Below are 18,606 nucleotides of genomic sequence, written 5' to 3'. Positions count from 1 at the left end.
GCTTTTTATTTTATATAAGGAGGCTGAAATGAGCTTAACTGCAGATTTAAAACAAAACAAAATTTTAATCGGTGACGGTGCAATGGGTACGCTTCTTTATTCCTACGGCTCAGACTTTTGCTACGAAGAATTAAATCTGTCACAGCAAGAGCAAATTTATAATATTCACCGGGCTTACCTCGATGCCGGGGCTGATATGATTCAAACCAATACGTATGCTGCCAATTATTCAAAGTTAGAACGTTATGGCCTCCAAGACCAGGTAAAAGAGATTAATAAAGCAGCGGTTCAAATCGCGAGAAAAGCTGCTAAAAACGAGAAGTATGTATTAGGAACGATTGGCGGTATTCGTGGAATAAAACCAAACAGTAGTTCACTGGATGAGATTAAAAGGAGTTTTCGTGAACAGCTCTATTGTTTACTTATGGAAAACGTTGATGGCATACAGCTTGAAACGTATTACGATCTGGAAGAAATTGAAACGGTATTAGAGATTGCTAGAAAAGAAACGTCTCTTCCCATCATTGCTCAAGTTTCTCTTCAGGAAATCGGTTTTCTGCAAGACCGGACACCTATTTCAGAAGCTTTGCTGCGCTTGGAAGAATTAGGTGCTGATGTAGTGGGATTAAATTGCCGGTTAGGTCCTTTTCATATGTTAAAGACGCTTGAGGAAGTACCGATTCCTCAAAAAGCATTTTTATCTGCATTTCCGAATGCCTCGCTTCCTTCTTATTCAGATGGAAAGTTCCATTTTGAAAGTGATGCTGAGTATTTTAAAGAGTGCGCTCATATGTTTAGAAAGCAAGGAGTAAGTGTGCTAGGTGGCTGCTGTGGTACAACCCCCGAACATATATATGCGTTCTCGACAGAGATTAAGAAACTACCGCGTGTACAGAAAAAAGACGTAAAACAAAGAAAACAAGATCTTGTTATTGAATCAGATTCAAAGTCTAAATATATTCCGTTAAGTGAAGAAGTAAAGAAAAAACAATCCATCATTGTAGAATTAGATCCGCCACGCAAGCTTGATACGACTCGCTTTATAGAAGGAGCTAAAGCATTAAAGAAAGCGGGAATTGATGCGCTTACTATGGCTGATAACTCGCTTGCGTCCCCGCGAATATGTAATGCTGCACTAGGATCGATTGTGAAATCAGAATTAAACCTTCGCCCGCTCGTTCATATAACGTGCCGCGACCGAAATTTAATCGGACTTCAATCACACTTAATGGGTCTTCATACAAGCGGAATCCGTGAATTATTAGCAGTGACTGGAGATCCTGCAAGTGTTGGAGATTTTCCTGGAGCGTCATCCGTTTATGATGTTACCTCATTCGAACTGATCAGTCTCATCAAGCAGTTTAATCAAGGATTATCCTTATCCGGAAAAGAACTTGGCGAAAAAACGTCCTTTAGTGTAGGAGCAGCCTTTAATCCTAATGTTAGAGTGATCGATAAAGCAGTCGAACGTTTGGAAAAGAAGATTGAATATGGTGCGGATTATTTTATAAGTCAACCTGTTTTTTCTGAAGAAAAGCTCATTGAAACTTATGAAGCAACCAAACATATTGATCGGCCGATCTTCATAGGAATCATGCCATTAACAAGCTCACAAAACGCTGAATTTTTACATCATGAAGTACCAGGAATAAAATTATCGAACACCGTACGGGAACAGTTAGGAAAATATAAAGATAATCCTAAAGAAGCTAGTATTGAAGGGTTAAAAATAGCCAAGTCTCTTCTTGATACTGCTATGGATCTCTTTAATGGCATTTATCTGATCACACCATTTATGCGATATGAACTAACGGTTGAGTTGGTAAACTATGCTCGTACCAATCATCCATCCCTTTTAGTAAGGAGGCCGATGAATGCCTAATACATCAATAGAAGATCAATTAAAAAAGAAAATATTAATTATGGATGGAGCAATGGGAACGATGCTTCAGGAAAGAAATCTTTCTGCAGAAGATTTTGGCGGCGAGGCATATGAAGGGTGTAATGAATTTTTAAACGTAACAGCTCCAGAAGTTATCGAATCGATTCATTCAGCCTATCTACAAGCTGGCGCAGATATCATTGGAACGAATACCTTTGGAGGTACGAGTCTTGTTTTAGACGAGTATGATCTAAGCGAAAGAGCTTATGAGATTAATAAGTTAGGAGCAGAAATTGCGAGAAGAGCGGCTGATGCCGTTTCGTCCGAAAAATGGCCTCGTTTTGTTGCTGGTTCGATGGGACCTACTACGAAAACGTTAAGTGTTACGGGCGGAACGACATTTGATACTTTAAAGGACTCATATGCGGAGCAAGCAAGAGGACTGATCGACGGTGGTGCAGACCTGCTGCTGTTAGAGACTAGCCAAGATATGTTGAACGTTAAAGCGGGTTTCCTAGGAATCGAACGAGCGTTCGATGAGTCAAAAAAGCGCATTCCTCTTATGGTTTCAGGGACCATTGAACCGATGGGAACAACATTAGCGGGGCAATCGATTGAAGCGTTCTATATTTCATTAAAACATATGAAGCCTCTAGCAGTGGGTCTAAACTGTGCGACGGGTCCCGAGTTCATGCAAGATCATATTCGCTCCCTTTCAGAGCTCGCCACAACAGCAGTCAGCTGCTATCCGAATGCAGGTTTGCCTGATGAAGAAGGAAATTATCATGAGACTCCAGCATCCTTAGCCGCAAAATTAACAGGATTTGCAGAAAAAGGCTGGTTGAATGTTGTAGGCGGATGTTGCGGTACAACTCCTAAACACATAGAAGCTTTAGCACAAGTCATGAAAGACTATTCACCGCGATCCATTCAAACGGAGGAAACGCATATGGTTTCAGGAATTGAACCTTTCATTTTTGATGACCCAACTTTACGTCCGATCATGGTTGGTGAACGTACCAATGTAATTGGCTCCAGGAAATTTAAAAGGCTTATTGCGGAGAAAAAGTTTGAGGAAGCTTCTGAAATCGCAAGAGCTCAAGTAAAAGGTGGGGCGCATGTATTAGATGTCTGCTTAGCTGATCCCGATCGAGATGAAAAAAGTGATATGGAAGCATTCATGAAGGAAGCCGTTAAGAAGGTTAAGATACCTTTTGTTATCGATTCAACGGATGAAGAGGTGATCGAGCTAGCTTTAAAATATTCACAAGGTAAATCCATTATAAATTCGATTAACCTAGAAGACGGAGAAGAACGTTTTGAAAAAGTGATCCCGCTTCTGCATAAATACGGTGCAGCCGTTGTAGTTGGAACGATCGATGAAGAAGGTATGGGAGTTTCTGCGGAAAAAAAGCTTGAAATCGCTGAAAAATCTTATGATCTCTTAGTGGAAAAGTATCAAGTACCACCTTCAGATATCATATTTGATCCACTAGTCTTTCCAGTAGGAACCGGTGATGAACAGTATATTGGTTCAGCGAATGCAACCATTGAAGGAATTCGTCTAATTAAAGAGAGATTTCCTCATTGTCTTACGATCCTTGGAGTGAGTAACGTATCATTCGGACTTCCACCTGTAGGGCGAGAAGTATTAAATGCCGTATACCTTTATCACTGCACACAAGCGGGACTGGATTATGCGATCGTGAACACAGAAAAACTAGAGCGATTTGCTTCTATTTCTAAAGAAGAGATCGATATGGCAGAAGACCTTTTATTTCGTACAACAGACGAATCGCTTGCCACGTTTACCGAGTTTTATCGCGGTAAAAAGAAAGAAACAAAATCGGCACTTTCTGATATGACACTTGAACAGAGGCTTCAATACTACATTTTAGAAGGTACGAAGGAAGGGTTGATCTCTGATTTAGAATTGGCATTAAAAAAATATCCAACCCCTCTAAAAATCATAAACGGGCCACTTATGGAGGGCATGAAAGAAGTAGGGAGACTTTTTAACGAGAATCAGCTTATCGTTGCTGAAGTCCTTCAAAGTGCAGAGGTCATGAAAGCATCCGTAGCCTTTTTAGAGCCCTACATGGAGAGTAATGATACCTCTTCATCGAAAGGGAAGGTGTTACTTGCAACCGTTAAAGGGGATGTACATGATATTGGGAAAAACCTTGTTGATATTATTTTAAGTAACAATGGCTTCCACGTTATTGATTTAGGAATTAAGGTAACCCCTCTAAAATTGATCGAGGCTGTCAAGAAAAATAAGCCTGACATCATTGGTCTTTCAGGATTGTTAGTAAAATCTGCGCAGCAGATGGTACTAACGGCTAATGATATGCGTGAAGCGAGTATATCAACACCGATCTTAGTGGGTGGAGCAGCATTGTCCAGAAAATTTACGGACACCAAAATCTCTAAAGAATATGATGGAATGGTTCTTTATGCCAAAGATGCGATGGAAGGTTTATCACTTGCGAACCAGATTCAAACGCCTGAGGATCATCAAAGACTCGCAGCTGATTTTAGTGAAAGAAAGCGAACGATTGCAATAGATAACGGTGCAAGGTCAGATGAAAGTGCCGCAACTGCGACAGCTGTGAAAGTAAGATCAAAAGTATCACAAACAACACCTGTTTTTATACCAAATGATACAAAAAGGCATATCTTAAGAAATTACTCATTGTCTCACATCCAGCCCTATATAAATTTACAGATGCTATTAGGTCATCATCTTGGCATTAAAGGAAAGATATCTAGATTACTAGAGGAAAAAGACGAAAAGACGCTTCATATTAAATCAATCGTCGATACATTGTTAGATGAAGCAAAAGAAAAGGACTTAATAAAACCTTCTGCTATGTATCAGTTCTTTCCGGCACAGTCTGATGGAGATCGTGTATTCATTTATGATCCCGTAGATCATCGAACCATCATCGAGACGTTTGATTTCCCGCGTCAGACCAAAGAACCGTATTTATGTATAGCTGACTATCTAAAGTCAAAAGAAAGCGGAATGATGGATTATGTTGGTTTCTTTTCCGTAACAGCAGGTACTGGCATTAGAGAACTTGCTGCGGACATGAAGGAGAAAGGGCGTTTCTTAGAAAGTCATGCCCTTCAAGCATTGGCACTTGAAACAGCGGAAGGATTCGCAGAACTTATCCATCAACAAATGCGTGACCGTTGGGGATTTCCTGATCCTGTAGATTTTACCATGAGAGAGCGTTTTTCAGCACGTTATCAAGGACAGCGTTTCTCGTTTGGCTATCCGGCATGCCCAGAACTTGAAGATCAACAAAAATTATTTAAGTTGATCCAACCGGAAGATATAGGGATCCAGTTAACAGATGGCTGTATGATGGAACCCGAAGCTTCCGTTTCTGCGATCGTTTTTGCACATCCCGAAGCTAGGTATTTCAATGTGTTAAGTTAAGAAGAAAACGAGAAAGGCACATTTTAAAGGTGCTTCAGAACTTAGACAAACCCCATTTCAATTTCATTTGAAATGGGGTTTGTTCATTATTTATGGATTTTGCCGTGGCTATATTACAATTTTTTTTATGGGTAGTAAAAGTGAGCCCATACGCCGCCACATTTTCTAATAAAATAACTAGTTTATTGAAAACGAAAAAGATTACACTTCATTTAGAATGGCACTCTTATTTTATAAATAAACCATTGAGAAATAAAAGGAAATGAATTACAATTTGGTTGGTTGACCAATTAATATTCTTTGGAGGGATAACAGTGAAGGAAGGTAAACGAAAAATAATCCTGAAAGCGGCTTATCTAGTATTTGCTCATAAAGGTTATGAAAATGCTTCGATAAAAGATATTGCATCTGAAGCTAACATCACTCCAGGGTTGATTCATTATTATTTTAAGAATAAAGAAGAACTTTTTCTCTCCGTGCAAAACGATTTACAAGAAAAGTATCATAAACAATACGTCGAAAAATCTAAACAAGATATTCATCTCCATGAAGTTCTACAAGAAATAAAAAGCAGATCAAAGAATGACCCGGATTGGTACCGTTTTCGGTATGAGATTTACTCAATGGGACTTAAAAATAAAGAGATTCAAATGGAAGCAGCGCAGATTTTGAAAAATGGAAGACAGAGTTTGTCGAAACCATTACAAATGATGGGAGGACAAGAGACTAATGAAATGGCTAGTATTCTTTTAGCCTGTTTCGATGGATTAGCACTTCAAAAGATCATGGATGCAGATTTTGATATGGACAGTTCCTATCAATTATTGGAAACGATTATTACAAAATACCTGGACCATAAAAATAAGAGGTGAGATGGTTGAAAAAATTCCTCTCATTCTTTATATCCTCTATTTTATGGGTATCCATTTCATCAGCAGCTTATGGTCAAGAAAATGACCAAAAAAGTCAAATCCAACAATTTGTGAATGAGTCCATAAATGAGTATCAGATTCCAGGTGCTTCGTTAGCCATTGTTAAGGAAGGTAAAGTGGTCTTTCAAGAGAATTGGGGAGTACAAAGTGATGGGAAGAGAATCACAAATAACACGCTCTTTACCATCGGCTCAATTAGTAAACCTATCACGAGTTTAGCTATTATGAAGCTGGTTCAAGAAGGGAAAATAAATTTAGACGAATCTATTTATTCTTACTTACACTCATTTAATTACGAGAAGGAAAACTTTGAGAACGAAATAACTGTGAGACATTTATTATCACATACAAGTGGTATTTCATCTAAAGATGGGTTAGAGGTAGCAGATCTAACACTAAGGGAAAAAGATTCAATCAAAAAAGCAACAGAGATACTGAATGGAGTAGTACTTAATCATGAACCGGGAAGTATCCATCAATACAGTGCAGCAAACTACCTTTTGTTAGGAAGGATCATTGAAGAAGTTAGTGGATTCCAGTTTCCCGAATATATTCGAAAAGAGATTACTAGTAAACTAGGTATGGACCATACAGTAGCCGATTATAGACAAGCAATAAAGTTAGGGTATACACCTGGGTATCAAGCCTGGTTCGGAAAACCTATCAAAAGTGTTAACCACTTCGATAATAGTGGTGTACCCTATGGCTATATAGCTTCAACTTCTTCTGACATGATTAAATTCATAAAGTTCCTTCTCGGTAATCAAAAATTATTAGATCAGAAAAATTTTAAAGAATATACTTCTCCTCAGGTTCATAGAAAAGAAGAATTTTATTATGGGTTAGGTTGGCGGATCTCTACATCAAGGCAAGATTCTTATCTTTTTCATGGTGGAGAAACACCTGACTCACGAGCTGAATTGTTTATTCATCCAAGTAAACAGTATGGTTTTATTTTACTAACCAACAAGAATAACATTTCAGATGTAATGCACACGACTTATATAAGGGAAGGTATTAGAAACATTATTGAAAGAAATAGAGTTTCTCATATCATTCCAGCTGATTACAAGCTCCAATGGATAACTTTATTAACGATTATTATTTTTACATTCTTTTCATTTTGGTTGGTGTTCCACTTGCGTAAACATAAGTTAATTACCTTTGTGAACAGAATATTAGGCAGTATTTATTTGGTTCTTGCTCTAACAATTATCCCCATACTTGAATTAATTGTGGATTCTCCATGTAGAACAATCTCTTTATATGGATCCGATATAGCCATTCTAATCAAGTGTTTTATTGCTATATGTGTTGTGTTTTCTATCGTTCTCTTTCTTCAAGACAAGATTATAAAATTCGTGAAAAAAGTCTGAATGCTTCACACTTATCTCAGAAGGGTTAATTAAAGACTACAATTGAATAATAAAAAAGCTTGTAGACAAAGTCATGTCTACAAGCTGAAGCACCTTTAAAAGGTGGTTTTTGTATTCAATGAGATTCTTGTTTCTGGAAAAAGGCCTCATGAGCTCTTTTCGGATTCTCAAACCATTCTGCAATACGATCAGCTTGTTCTTGATTTTCTGCACCTTTCAATAATATCTGTACAACATGCTCTGGAAGGGGCTGTGTCATGGCATTTGTCCATTCTGTAATTTCTGTAACAAAATCTTTTGTTCGATTCCAATAGGATTCGCCTAAGTTTTCATCCCATTGATCATGCTTATAATCGATCAGCGTCTCAAATAACTGTTCTACACAATAAGAAGAGAGATTACAGCCTTGACCAGTGATTGGATCATTAAGAAAAACACTGTCTCCACATCCAACAACGAACTTGTCCTTGTATGTAACATAAGGTTTTCGGATTTTTGGATTAATTGCAATTTGAAGGAAGGCATTCTCATCGATTAGAGCGAATTCCTCTGTATTCAATCGTTTGTATATGTCAGGGAAGAAGTTTTGAACACACTGTTTCATGTGCATAGTGAATTCATTAGAACTTGTGATCCCTTTAAACGTATCAAGTTCTTTGTCTGGAACCGCCATGATGAACAGGATTGTGACTGGACCTTCCTCTGTTACAGCAGGAATTTCAAACATTTCACCGGAACCTGGAAGTACGGTTACATTTACTCCAAGTGGTTCGTTTGGCTCAATACCTAAAAAGTAGCCAGTGATACACTTTCGCTGGGGCTTATCAAACGGGGAAAGCTCTTGAATAATGGGAAAAGGGAAGAGAGGGCCGGATTTTCCTGTACAATCAATGACCAGGTCATAATCTTCTATTAACCGGTCTAGGTGCTCGTTCGTTAGTTTTAAATGAAGAAATGTAACTCCTTTTGATGCAAGGTCTTTCATACACGTGGAATAGTAATGTCGCTGATCAACAGACAAAGCATCTTTTTTTAACATTCCAGCAAATAATTTTTGTTTGCCGATGGTCATGTGAATACTCTTGATTGACTGATGATCATCCCATTTTGGCATGTGAAAGCGGCTCTCTCGTGTTCGTGTTGGACCAAAATGCACTTGAGTAGACATGACTCGTCCGGTTCTAACTTTTTCCGTTGAGTTAGCATGAACGACCGTAACATCAAAATCTTCTTTAAGCGCGTAAGCAAGCTGTAATCCTGAGATACCACTTCCAACTATACATAATTGCTTTTTCATGTTTTTCTCTCCTTTCTAAAGTAACGTAACGCTCTCAGTCTATTTTTAAAAGTTATCCTTGTAAATACGACGAATTAAGTAATTTACATATAGGTAGATAAACACATATTGAGAATTTAAGAAAGAAGGTAAGCGGGTATGCTGAAATTGATGGAGAACAAGCTGTTAAATTTAATTGCGTCAGGAAAAGGAACGTATGGGGTTTCCATTTACCACTTCAACACGGAAGAAGAGTTTGTCTATAATCAAGACGAGGAATTTTATGCGGCAAGCATCATAAAGTTACCGATCATGTCAGCTGTTTTTGCCCAAGTGTTTGAAGGGAAACATTCATTATCTGATAAAATTCAAGTCCGACGAGAGGATATCGTCTCAGGTGATGGTATCTTAAAAAACCTGACTCCTGGTATGGAATGGACGATCTATGATCTCGTTGTTCTTATGATCATAGAAAGTGATAATACGGCAACAAACCTTTTAATCGACCTAGTGGGTATGGAGAACATTCAAGTTTACATGACCCTTTGGGGCTTTAAGCAATCTCAGTTACGTCATAAGCTTCAAATTAAACCTTCAAGGAAACTTAGTGAATCAAACTTAATCACAGCGAAAGAAATAAACCATTTTTTAAAAAACCTCGCTTTAGGCAAGATCGTATCCATGAATGCATGTCGAAAAATGATAAAAATTATGAAACAGCAAAAGATTAATCATTTATTGCCAAAACTGCTTCCAGAACATGATGGATTAATCGGAACTATTCCGATTTGGGAACTGGCACATAAAACAGGATATGTACCAGGGGTTGAGCACGATGTAGGATTATTTTATATACCTGGCCATTCATTTGCGATTTCTGTACTAAGTAAGAACGTGCCTAATAGAGAGGAACCAATACGAGTGATGAACAAGTTAGGATCGTTGCTTTTTGAAATGAAGGGTTTAAAATGAGAACAAAAATAAAAGCTAGTGGTTGAGATTAATATCTCACACCACTAGCTTTTTGTTTTTTAGCAAACAGAATCATTAGGTTTTGGGTTTTTCAATCCGAATAGAGGACGAATAAATAGAGCTAAGAAAGTTCCGGCCATTGCCATGATACCCCAAACCCAGCCGTGTAGGCTGAATGAAGCAATTCCGCTGAAATAAGCACCGATATTACAGCCGAATGCTAATCGCGCACCGTAACCCATCAGTAAACCGCCAATGATAGAAGCTCCTGCAATTCCTGGTTTAATCTTTCCCGGTTTAAATGTTCCTTGGAAAGCTGCAGAAATGAATGCTCCTAGAATGATTCCGAAATTCATTACGCTTGTTGCATCAGTCAGAACACTTTTATTTAAAGCGTCACCTTTGCTACCTGCGAAGTAACCCCAGCTTGATACATCAACGCCGGTAGCCATCAATGCTTTTGAACCCCAAAGAGCAAATGCCGAAGTGATTCCCCAAGGACTTCCTTTTACCGCTAATGTTAATGCATTTAATACGGCTAAAACGATAGCTGCAGTAAATAAAGGCCAAGAACCACGCCATATCTTTTTCCATCCAATCGTCGTTGGCAGTGGTTTCATCATTGGAGGATTTTTCTTTTTAGCTATTTGAACCGTAACCCAATAGATTAAGCCAAACAATGCTAACTGTAAGATCAATGCACCTAAATAACCGAATCCAGGTATCTCGTTAAATGCAATCGGAGGCAGGGAAGGTAAGCCCATCCAGAACGTAAAATGATATGCACCAATAACAGAACCTGCAATGAAAGATATCAATGTTAAGATCATTGAAGAAGATCCGCCACCTAAAGAATACAACGTTCCGGATGCACAGCCATTTCCAAGCTGCATCCCGATCCCAAACAGAAAAGAACCGAATAGAATACTAATACCTACTGGTGACACATTTCCTGCAGGGGCAGCACCTGTAAAGCTAAATCCAGTACTTAGGATTATAGCAAATAATACGGATGCAACGGCTAGCATAACCATATGTGCTTGTAATCCCTGCACATTACCAACGGAAACTAATCGTCTAAATGCTGAAGTGAAACCAAATCGAGCATATAACAATGCGTTTCCTAACAAAATCCCTATAATAAAGAGAATTCCTTGAGTCCAATCAGCAACATTTACAATCGCGAATAACAAAATCAATGCTGCCAGAATCCCTAATGTAGCCCAAGGTTTTTGCAAGGGACTTAATTCGGTAACAACTGTAGTATAATGACGTTTACTTGTTTGAGTAAAATGAGTGTCTATAGATGAATTAGCCACAATAACCCTCCTAATCCGATGAAACTTATCGGAATTAATTAAAATATTATACAACGAATCCTATTCTAAATAAAGAGATATGATGCATGTTTTATAATGAGAGTAAATTATAATGGTAAAACGAAGGTAATAAATATGATTGATAGTTTAAACATTAATGATAAACAATAGATGTGAAATACAAATAAGATAATAAAGAAGAAATTTTCATGAAAGAAAAAATTTTAAGAGATTGAAATGAAAATAATTTGTGTTCAACTGGAATTGGATCCTGGTGAAATGATTTTTTTAAAACTATTTAAAAAATGTTGTGAAAAATGAACTTTTCCGAAATTTTCATTTTGTCTCACTATCTTAAGTAATCTTAAGTTTTGAGATATGTTTCATTCCTTATTACATAGCTACCTATAATAAATATTATGTTAACTAAAAAATAATTAGAATATAATCCATCTTTATCTTTATATCTTCCCCCTTCGTGCTGGTTAGCCACTCGACGTATTCAGGACATTCGAAGTATGGTTCGGTTCGATGTCCATAGATCGGCGTTCAGATTCTACTAGATCGTTGTCCAAAAACTAACTGTGGCGAGTCTCCTAATGATTGTATGTCGCTCATAGCTCATAATCGATATCCTCCTTAATCTTGCAACTAAGAATCATCTTTGATTAACTTCGTTTCTTAGTTATAATCCCTTTTTAATAAAAAACATAATCCAGTTATAGTGCAGTTATAATGATTCCACTAGTCGGAAAATAACAATTTAGAAGGAAAAATTAGTCTATCTTTTAATAGTTCATCAAAATTAATACTTTAGTAGCTTTTTTCTAGAATAGTTCTTTAGGTTATCGTAATACAGATTTTGTCTTGTTAAAGTTAAGAAGCAAAGGAGGGATTGTTATAGTTAAGTGTTGGAATGATAGTTAATCTTGTTAAAAGGAGGTATAATCATTAGAAAGTTTAAAATGATTGTCGCTGCTTTGGTCGTTTCGCTTTTAGTCACCCCCTCTTCTAGCTTAGCTTATACTTTAGCCGGTGCTGGAGAATGGGATATTATAGGAAGCGATGAATTCACCAATCAAAGTGAAATATTTGAATCAGGTGGAGGCGCTTTTAAAATTTGTCTCAGTAAGAAAAGTAAATCAGGTTATTATGAGTTATATGAAGAAGATCCATATAACAGAGATGATGTGGTTTATGACAATGGTGTTAAAGGTCTTTACTATAAAACAGCCCAGAGTAAAGATTTCGATTCAAAAGGCTGTCATGTCTTCAAAAATATAAATAAATATGTCGATGGCACTAACAATCAAGCCGAATTTTATCTTAGGAAATATTCTGGCGGAAATTCTACTGTAATTGCCTATGATTAATTTATACTACTTTAAAAGGAAATAGGTTGAATGCCACTAGCATGATTACTTTAACAAGAGCATGATTTGATTAATCTTTTCAAATCATGCTCTTAAGGATATATAATTGAATCTATTTATTTAAATTACTATTAACCAAATCACCAGTAACAATGTATTCAAGATTATCGTTTAAACGTAGGTATCTTAATTTCCCACTGAAGTTTTATTTCATTAAGCTTAATTTTCCGATCTTGTTACATTCTAAAGCAAACCATACAGTTCCTTCATTATCACAAACAATTCCATGAGGTTCAGCGTTCGGAGTATGAATTGAATAATCTTCAATGGATCTATTCGTTGTTATCCTACCGATTTTATTTGCACCCCATTCGGTAAACCATAAGTCATCACCCAACCCTTGAGTGATTGCATGAGGGCGTGCATTTGGTGTAGGGATATCAAACTCTGTTATTTTACCAGAAATAGTAATTCTCCCTATCTTATTTGCTAATATTTCTACAAACCAAAGTGCATCATCGTTTCCTTTTGTTATACCCACTGGTCCTGCTGAAGCTGTAGGTAATGGATACTCTGTTATCTCTCCCGATTCTGTTATCCTTCCTATTGCATTGTTTTGGTTTTCAGTGAACCAAAGTGAACGATCTGGGCCAAGCGTAATGAATGCTGGGAAAGATCCTTGATTGGGTAGTTCATATTCATGAATCTCACCTTTCTCTGTCAGTTTACCTATACGGTTTCCGTTCATTTCGGTAAACCATATATCTCCATTGGAGCCTTCTGTAATCCCGTATGGGGCTGAATTCGAGTGTGGCAAAGGATATTCTTGAATGATTCCTGTTGCTGTAATCTTTCCTATTTTGTCTGTCCCATTTTCTGTGAACCAAACATCACCTTTTGAAGAAACAGTTAAACACATCACTTTCGCATCTGGAGTTGGAACTTTATATTCCTTGATCTCTCCTTCTTGATCAAGACAACTGATCTTATTTGCTTTATGTTGTGAAAACCAAACTTTTCTATCTGGTGTGACTGCGATTCCGTAAGGTCCTGAATCAGGATGTAAAATATTTATTTCTTTCTGCTCAAATCTCATATAATTCCCCTCCAAAAAATTTATTAAACTACTCATTATCCCTCAAATAACTTCCTTTTCAGATTTGCGATTCCTTTTATAATTTATAAAAAGATATTTAGCAGCAAAACACTGGCAAATGCGGTTAAAGAAAGAATGATTTCAAGAACGGTAAGTGTCTTAAAGGTTTCTGCTACCGTTAATCCAAGATATTCTTTTACCATCCAAAAGCCTGGATCGTTTACATGTGAAAACATCATGGATCCTGCAGCTGTAGCAATGACTAGTAATTCTAAATTGACATCAGGTATGTTCGTGATAATTGGAGAGACAATACCTGCGGCTGTCGTTAAAGCGACCGTTGCAGATCCTGTCGCAATTCGAATTAAGCATGCTATGACAAAAGCCATTACGAGCGGAGAGATTGATAGACTTTCAGATAACCTGCCCATTGTCTCACCAACACCGCTATCGATCAGAATTTGTTTGAATCCCCCGCCTGCACCAATAATTAATAAGATAGAACCTACTGGGAGTAAGCTTTCTTCTGTAAATTTTTTAATAAGTTCCCTATCCATTCCTTTACGGAAACCAAGAAGACAGTAAGCAGTAAATACCGCAATTAATAACGCGATGACTGGATTTCCAATAAGAGCAATGAGGTTCATCGTGCTTTCTGAATGTGGAATATAAGGGGCTAATGAAGCGAGAATCATGAGAATGACTGGAAGTAAAATAATTAAGAAAGACAACCTTGAGCTTGGAAGATCATTTACTGCCGTATTGATGTGAATTAATTCCGGTTCTTTTTTCGGAACAACGCGTTTATGTACCCATTTTGCAAACAATGGTCCAGCAAGAACGGCAGCAACAAATGCGATTACAAGGGTATAAAGAAGAACCATTCCAAGGTTGGCATCATAGATGCTGATTGCAGCAAGGGCACCCGGCCGTGGCGGAACAATTGCGTCTACAATCGATAGACTTGCAAGGACTGGTAGAGCGATTAATAAAATATTTTGCTTTGTAGTTTTGTGTAACGAAATGACTAAAGGCAATAAAATTAATATGCCAACTTCAAAAAGATTGGAATCCCAATGATGAAACCTGAAAGCATCATCGCCCATGGTAAACGTTTTTCACCAAAAAATCGTACAAAAAATTTACCGATCTGTAGTCCCGCCCCTGATTCAGAAAGGATCTTCCCTAAAATTGTTCCTAGTGCTAGTATTCCAACCAGATGTCCTAAAACATCTCCTATACCCATTTCGTAAGCGGATATAATTTTATCTAAGGGTAATCCAGCCATAACCGCTAAAAACAAACTGGCAACTGTCAGGCTGATAAAAGCATGCCATTTCAGCCAGGACACCGTTAAGATAACCATTACAATGGCGGCTAAGGTGACAAGGAGTAAATAAATATCCAAAATAATCATCCCACCTTTCCCTTGTTAAGGAACCATTAAAGGAACCATTACAAGTAATATCTATACGTAAATTCAAAAAAATAGACCGATGCGTTTATTTATATGATAACGATATTTCATTACATTTCCATTGATAAATCATCACAATTTCATGTCACTAATTTTTTATCTATCTTGGATTACTAAAGGTTATTATCGTAATTAAAAAAGAGAGCCATAAATCTTGGCTCTCTTCTCATGATTAATTCAAATCAATTTTATAAATACCAAACCCATTTACATCGAGCTGATTGGTATATGTGATTTTACCATATTCACTAAGATAGTTTTGGCCATTAGGTGAAGAAACAAAAGTTACATTAGCATTGCCGCTGATTGGCGCGAATGACCAGTTGTCATCAGCAGTAGGTGTAATTTCTTTCACTTCGGAAATATAGTCCATTAAAATCTGGCGGTTTTCATCTGCAGAATCAACGACATATTCACTACCTTTTATTCCTGGGAAGTTTCCTCCTCCACCGGCACGATAATTATTGGTTACTACGATAAAGTCTTGGTTCGGATCAATGGGTTGTCCATTATAAGAAAGATTTTTAATTCGACTACTTCCAGGATTAATGACATTGCCATCTTTATCATATTTAGCAGGTTGTGTAATATCGATTTGATAGTTCACTCCATCGATCACATCAAAGTTATATACGGGGAACCCTGCATTGAGAAGCTCTTGCTCTTCTGTTTTGTTTGGGTTGATTTGATTGAACTTACCTGCAGACATTTCAAGCCATTCTTTCACGGTTGATCCTTTCACTTTAAGAGCTTTAAGGGTATTGTCATAAAGATATAAGTCACCGGCACTTCGAATGGTCAGATCACCTTTATGTATTTCAGTGTATTCATCTACACCGTTTCTACCTGCCTTAAAAGGAGCACCAACTGAGAGAATAGGAAGATCTTTGTATTCTGGTTTGTTAAGAGCAATGTACTTTTCAGCGTACCATCTTTGAGCATTTGTTACGACTTGTACGGACGGATCATCCTGAACGAGTGCAAAGAAGCTATGAATATCATCTGTCGTCGTTCCAATAGGAGTGTTTACGTAATGAATCGTTTTTTCATGAACTTTCGTTATCGCTTTTACAACCTTTTCGTTGGCTTTAACACTTTCCACATTTCTTACAGAGGATTGTGAATGAGTGACTTTCCACTTTCCTTTTTCTTTTACAAGTGTTAAATCGATTAATCCTAATGAACCACCTCCGTAACCTGCTTGTACAGCGGGGATTCCGTTGATCGTTCCTCTTTCATTATCTACACCAGGAAGCACCTTTCCGGTTGAATCCTTGAACAAGGCATCAAGGCTCTTTTCATCTGTAGCTGGAAAGACTTTATGAGTATGAGAGAAAGTGATGGCACTGATGTCTTTAACTTTACTTAATGCATATATAACATCTTCTGTATTTGAAAGATTTCCATTAAATCCGGAATGAGCTTGAGCAATAATGATGTCTGCTCCTTCTTTTTTCATCCGTGGAATAAATTTTTGTGCAGAGTCAACAATATTTTTTGTTACTACTTTGCCATCCAAGTTGGATTTATCCCACTCATTAATTTGAGGTGGTACAAAACCAATATAGCCGATCTTAATTACTTTTGTTTTACCACTTTCATCTTTTACTTTTTTATTAACGATTTTGTATGGCGTATATTTGTTTTTATCGTTCTTCGGATTGTTATCATGATCATCTACATAAACATTAGCGTTTATATACGGAAAATTCGCATCGTCATAAACTTCATCTAAATATTCTAAACCATAGTTAAATTCATGATTTCCAAGTGTCGCCATGTCATAGCCCATTAGGTTCATGGCAGCTATAGCAGGGTGAACTTCCCCTTCTTTTAATGGTTCAATTTTTGCTTTGAATGTTCCAAGAGGGGTACCTTGAATGAGATCACCGTTATCTACTAAAATACTGTTTTTCCCTCTCGATTCTTCTCTAGCTTGTTTTATAAGTGTAGCCGTTTTAGCAAGACCGACTTTTTCTGAAGCAACGTTTTTATAGTAATCAAAGTTTAAGAGATTGGTATGAACATCTGTGGTTTCCATAATACGAAGGTTTACTTTTGCTGGAGCTGGCTTTTTAGCTAATGCGTTCTCGGCAACGGGCAAAGATAAAAGACTCAAAGCTAATGAAAATGAAACAAATTTCTTATGATTATTATTCATATCCTCTAACCCCTCAGTTTAATTTGATTCTGACTCACTTAGACACAAAGTAATAATACCATTCCTCTATTTTCTCCATATCATCCAAAAGAACTAAAAGTTTCAATTAAAAAAATCAAGTCGCATTTGTCGGGACTTGATCAATCTTCTTTTTTAATCTTTTGCATCTCTTTCCCCCATTTTGCCAGGGATTCTATGGATGGAATTAAATTCTCTCCCGCTTTTTTTTTGAGAATATTCTACTCACGGCGGGATCTCTAAATACTGTTTTCTGAAAATAAGTCCTTGATTCTCCATTTCTTTTAATGATTGAGACAATACCATGTTTGTAATGCCGTCGACTCTGCGTTTAAGTTCGTTGTAGCGCAGAGTTTTGCCGTTCCACAACGCCATGTTAAAGGACCATCTTCTTTTCTTCCATATTTCCTCACTTCACTGCTCATGGATAGGATAACGCCCTCTTCCCCTTTACTCAGTTTTTTCTGACTTACTCATAAATTACTGCATACTTGTATTCATTTTATATTGTAATAAAATTATATCGTAATCAGTTAAGGTGTAGAGAATTTTTATCATAGGAGGAGTGGTAAGATTGAATCTTACATTTGAAGTCATACCTGGTGAAAAAATTGAATGCTGTAAAGATCTCTGCAATGAACTTATGGTTTATCAGAATTCAAAGGCGTACATAAAACCTGAGCTATTTGATAACATGAACTTTGAAACAAGGCTTGTCCCTTCCGTGAACAAAGCGGTTCATAACCATACGATTGTCGTAAAAGATGAGGATCAGATTGTTGCTTATGTATATTCCAACATTTCTCCTAAAGAAACCTACTCCAATGAGTTTGCCACCTTCTTTGCTATGTCTTCTGTCCGTAGAGATCATGTCGGCTGTCTTTCTCAATTCTATATTAAAGAGGATTACAGACAGTATGGAATCGGTTCAAAGCTTTTTACGATGTCTATGGAATGGATGAAACAATTTGTCGATGTAGAAGATTATTTTATCTTTGTGTCAAATGGCAACATAGATGCTTTAGAGTTCTATAAACGAAAAGGATTTTCTGCCAGTCATGATATTTTAGATGGGTTTATAACGGTACTGCGAAATAATAGAAATGAAATGATCACCGTATAATAAAAAAAACGTTCCTGAATAGGAACGTTTCAGAACGTAGACAAACCCCATTTCAACTTTGTTGAAAATGGGGTTTGTGTTGTTTTTAAGTATTATTTTTGAATAAACACACCTGGATTAAACTGGACATGGCCCTCGCCATGTCCAGTTTGC

General features: G+C 37.1%; 12 protein-coding genes and 1 pseudogene. 7 read left to right on the top strand and 6 right to left on the bottom strand.

Annotated elements, in window-relative coordinates; genetic code table 11:
- Positions 1-28: 28 nt before the first annotated feature.
- The 4 genes from M3206_RS10535 (at position 29) to M3206_RS10520 (ending at position 7,638) form a co-directional block, all read left to right on the top strand.
- Entirely contained in the window at positions 29-1,882 is a 1,854-nt protein-coding gene (locus M3206_RS10535; RefSeq protein WP_251312485.1) for a bifunctional homocysteine S-methyltransferase/methylenetetrahydrofolate reductase, read from the top strand.
- Positions 1,875-5,330: a methionine synthase gene (gene metH, locus M3206_RS10530; RefSeq protein ID WP_251312484.1), complete on the top strand. Its 3,456-nt coding sequence runs from the start codon at positions 1,875-1,877 to the stop codon at positions 5,328-5,330. Before M3206_RS10535 ends, metH begins: the two co-directional genes overlap by 8 nt.
- Positions 5,331-5,644: 314 nt before the next feature.
- On the top strand, positions 5,645-6,202 hold the full coding sequence (locus tag M3206_RS10525; RefSeq protein WP_251312483.1) for a TetR/AcrR family transcriptional regulator: 558 nt from the start codon (positions 5,645-5,647) through the stop codon (positions 6,200-6,202).
- Positions 6,203-6,207: 5 nt separating this feature from the next.
- Positions 6,208-7,638, top strand: a complete 1,431-nt coding sequence (locus M3206_RS10520; RefSeq protein WP_251312482.1) for a serine hydrolase domain-containing protein — start codon at positions 6,208-6,210, stop codon at positions 7,636-7,638.
- A gap of 115 nt (positions 7,639-7,753) precedes the next feature.
- Here the strand turns inward: M3206_RS10520 and M3206_RS10515 are convergent, their stop codons facing one another.
- Positions 7,754-8,935 carry a styrene monooxygenase/indole monooxygenase family protein gene (locus M3206_RS10515; RefSeq protein ID WP_251312481.1) on the bottom strand — a complete coding sequence of 394 codons (1,182 nt, stop codon included), beginning with the start codon at positions 8,933-8,935 and terminating at the stop codon, positions 7,754-7,756.
- A gap of 138 nt (positions 8,936-9,073) precedes the next feature.
- On the opposite strand from M3206_RS10515, the gene M3206_RS10510 reads away from it, so the two are divergent.
- Positions 9,074-9,886 (top strand): serine hydrolase, encoded by an 813-nt coding sequence (locus M3206_RS10510; protein ID WP_251312480.1) that lies wholly within the window; start codon positions 9,074-9,076, stop codon positions 9,884-9,886.
- 59 nt (positions 9,887-9,945) lie between these two features.
- On the opposite strand, the gene M3206_RS10505 is transcribed toward M3206_RS10510, so the two are convergent.
- Complete coding sequence (locus M3206_RS10505; RefSeq protein ID WP_425590727.1) at positions 9,946-11,190, bottom strand: YeeE/YedE family protein; 1,245 nt, start codon at positions 11,188-11,190, stop codon at positions 9,946-9,948.
- A gap of 944 nt (positions 11,191-12,134) precedes the next feature.
- Here M3206_RS10505 and M3206_RS10500 point away from each other — a divergent pair.
- The gene (locus M3206_RS10500; protein ID WP_251312478.1) at positions 12,135-12,578 is read left to right on the top strand and encodes a hypothetical protein; all 444 of its coding nucleotides are present in this window, start codon (positions 12,135-12,137) and stop codon (positions 12,576-12,578) included.
- 205 nt (positions 12,579-12,783) lie between these two features.
- Here M3206_RS10500 and M3206_RS10495 read toward each other — a convergent pair whose 3' ends face one another.
- From M3206_RS10495 to M3206_RS10480, 4 genes and pseudogenes are all read right to left on the bottom strand, one after another.
- On the bottom strand, positions 12,784-13,674 hold the full coding sequence (locus tag M3206_RS10495; RefSeq protein ID WP_251312477.1) for a virginiamycin B lyase family protein: 891 nt from the start codon (positions 13,672-13,674) through the stop codon (positions 12,784-12,786).
- Between the two features lie 83 nt (positions 13,675-13,757).
- Positions 13,758-15,082, bottom strand: a pseudogene (locus M3206_RS10490) (gluconate:H+ symporter).
- A gap of 241 nt (positions 15,083-15,323) precedes the next feature.
- Positions 15,324-17,312 carry a bifunctional 2',3'-cyclic-nucleotide 2'-phosphodiesterase/3'-nucleotidase gene (locus M3206_RS10485; protein WP_251312476.1) on the bottom strand — a complete coding sequence of 663 codons (1,989 nt, stop codon included), beginning with the start codon at positions 17,310-17,312 and terminating at the stop codon, positions 15,324-15,326.
- A gap of 243 nt (positions 17,313-17,555) precedes the next feature.
- Positions 17,556-17,705 (bottom strand): winged helix-turn-helix transcriptional regulator, encoded by a 150-nt coding sequence (locus M3206_RS10480; RefSeq protein WP_251312475.1) that lies wholly within the window; start codon positions 17,703-17,705, stop codon positions 17,556-17,558.
- 199 nt (positions 17,706-17,904) lie between these two features.
- Here M3206_RS10480 and M3206_RS10475 point away from each other — a divergent pair, with 199 nt between their 5' ends.
- Positions 17,905-18,453 (top strand): GNAT family N-acetyltransferase, encoded by a 549-nt coding sequence (locus M3206_RS10475; RefSeq protein WP_251312474.1) that lies wholly within the window; start codon positions 17,905-17,907, stop codon positions 18,451-18,453.
- Positions 18,454-18,606 lie beyond the last annotated feature (153 nt).

Origin of the sequence: Fictibacillus phosphorivorans (genome assembly GCF_023715845.1) — a bacterium.
Lineage (GTDB): Bacteria > Bacillota > Bacilli > Bacillales > Fictibacillaceae > Fictibacillus > Fictibacillus phosphorivorans_D.
The sequence above is the reverse complement of the archived record's forward strand: the minus strand, read 5'-3'. Positions and strand labels throughout refer to the sequence as shown.

Excerpts from the sequence above, each read along its gene's own strand:
- M3206_RS10510 (WP_251312480.1), top strand. The coding sequence starts at position 9,074 with ATGCTGAAATTGATGGAGAACAAGCTGTTAAATTTAATTGCGTCAGGA.
- M3206_RS10485 (WP_251312476.1), bottom strand. The coding sequence starts at position 17,312 with ATGAATAATAATCATAAGAAATTTGTTTCATTTTCATTAGCTTTGAGT.
- metH (WP_251312484.1), top strand. The coding sequence starts at position 1,875 with ATGCCTAATACATCAATAGAAGATCAATTAAAAAAGAAAATATTAATT.
- M3206_RS10535 (WP_251312485.1), top strand. The coding sequence starts at position 29 with ATGAGCTTAACTGCAGATTTAAAACAAAACAAAATTTTAATCGGTGAC.
- M3206_RS10515 (WP_251312481.1), bottom strand. The coding sequence starts at position 8,935 with ATGAAAAAGCAATTATGTATAGTTGGAAGTGGTATCTCAGGATTACAG.
- M3206_RS10495 (WP_251312477.1), bottom strand. The coding sequence starts at position 13,674 with ATGAGATTTGAGCAGAAAGAAATAAATATTTTACATCCTGATTCAGGA.
- M3206_RS10480 (WP_251312475.1), bottom strand. The coding sequence starts at position 17,705 with ATGGCGTTGTGGAACGGCAAAACTCTGCGCTACAACGAACTTAAACGC.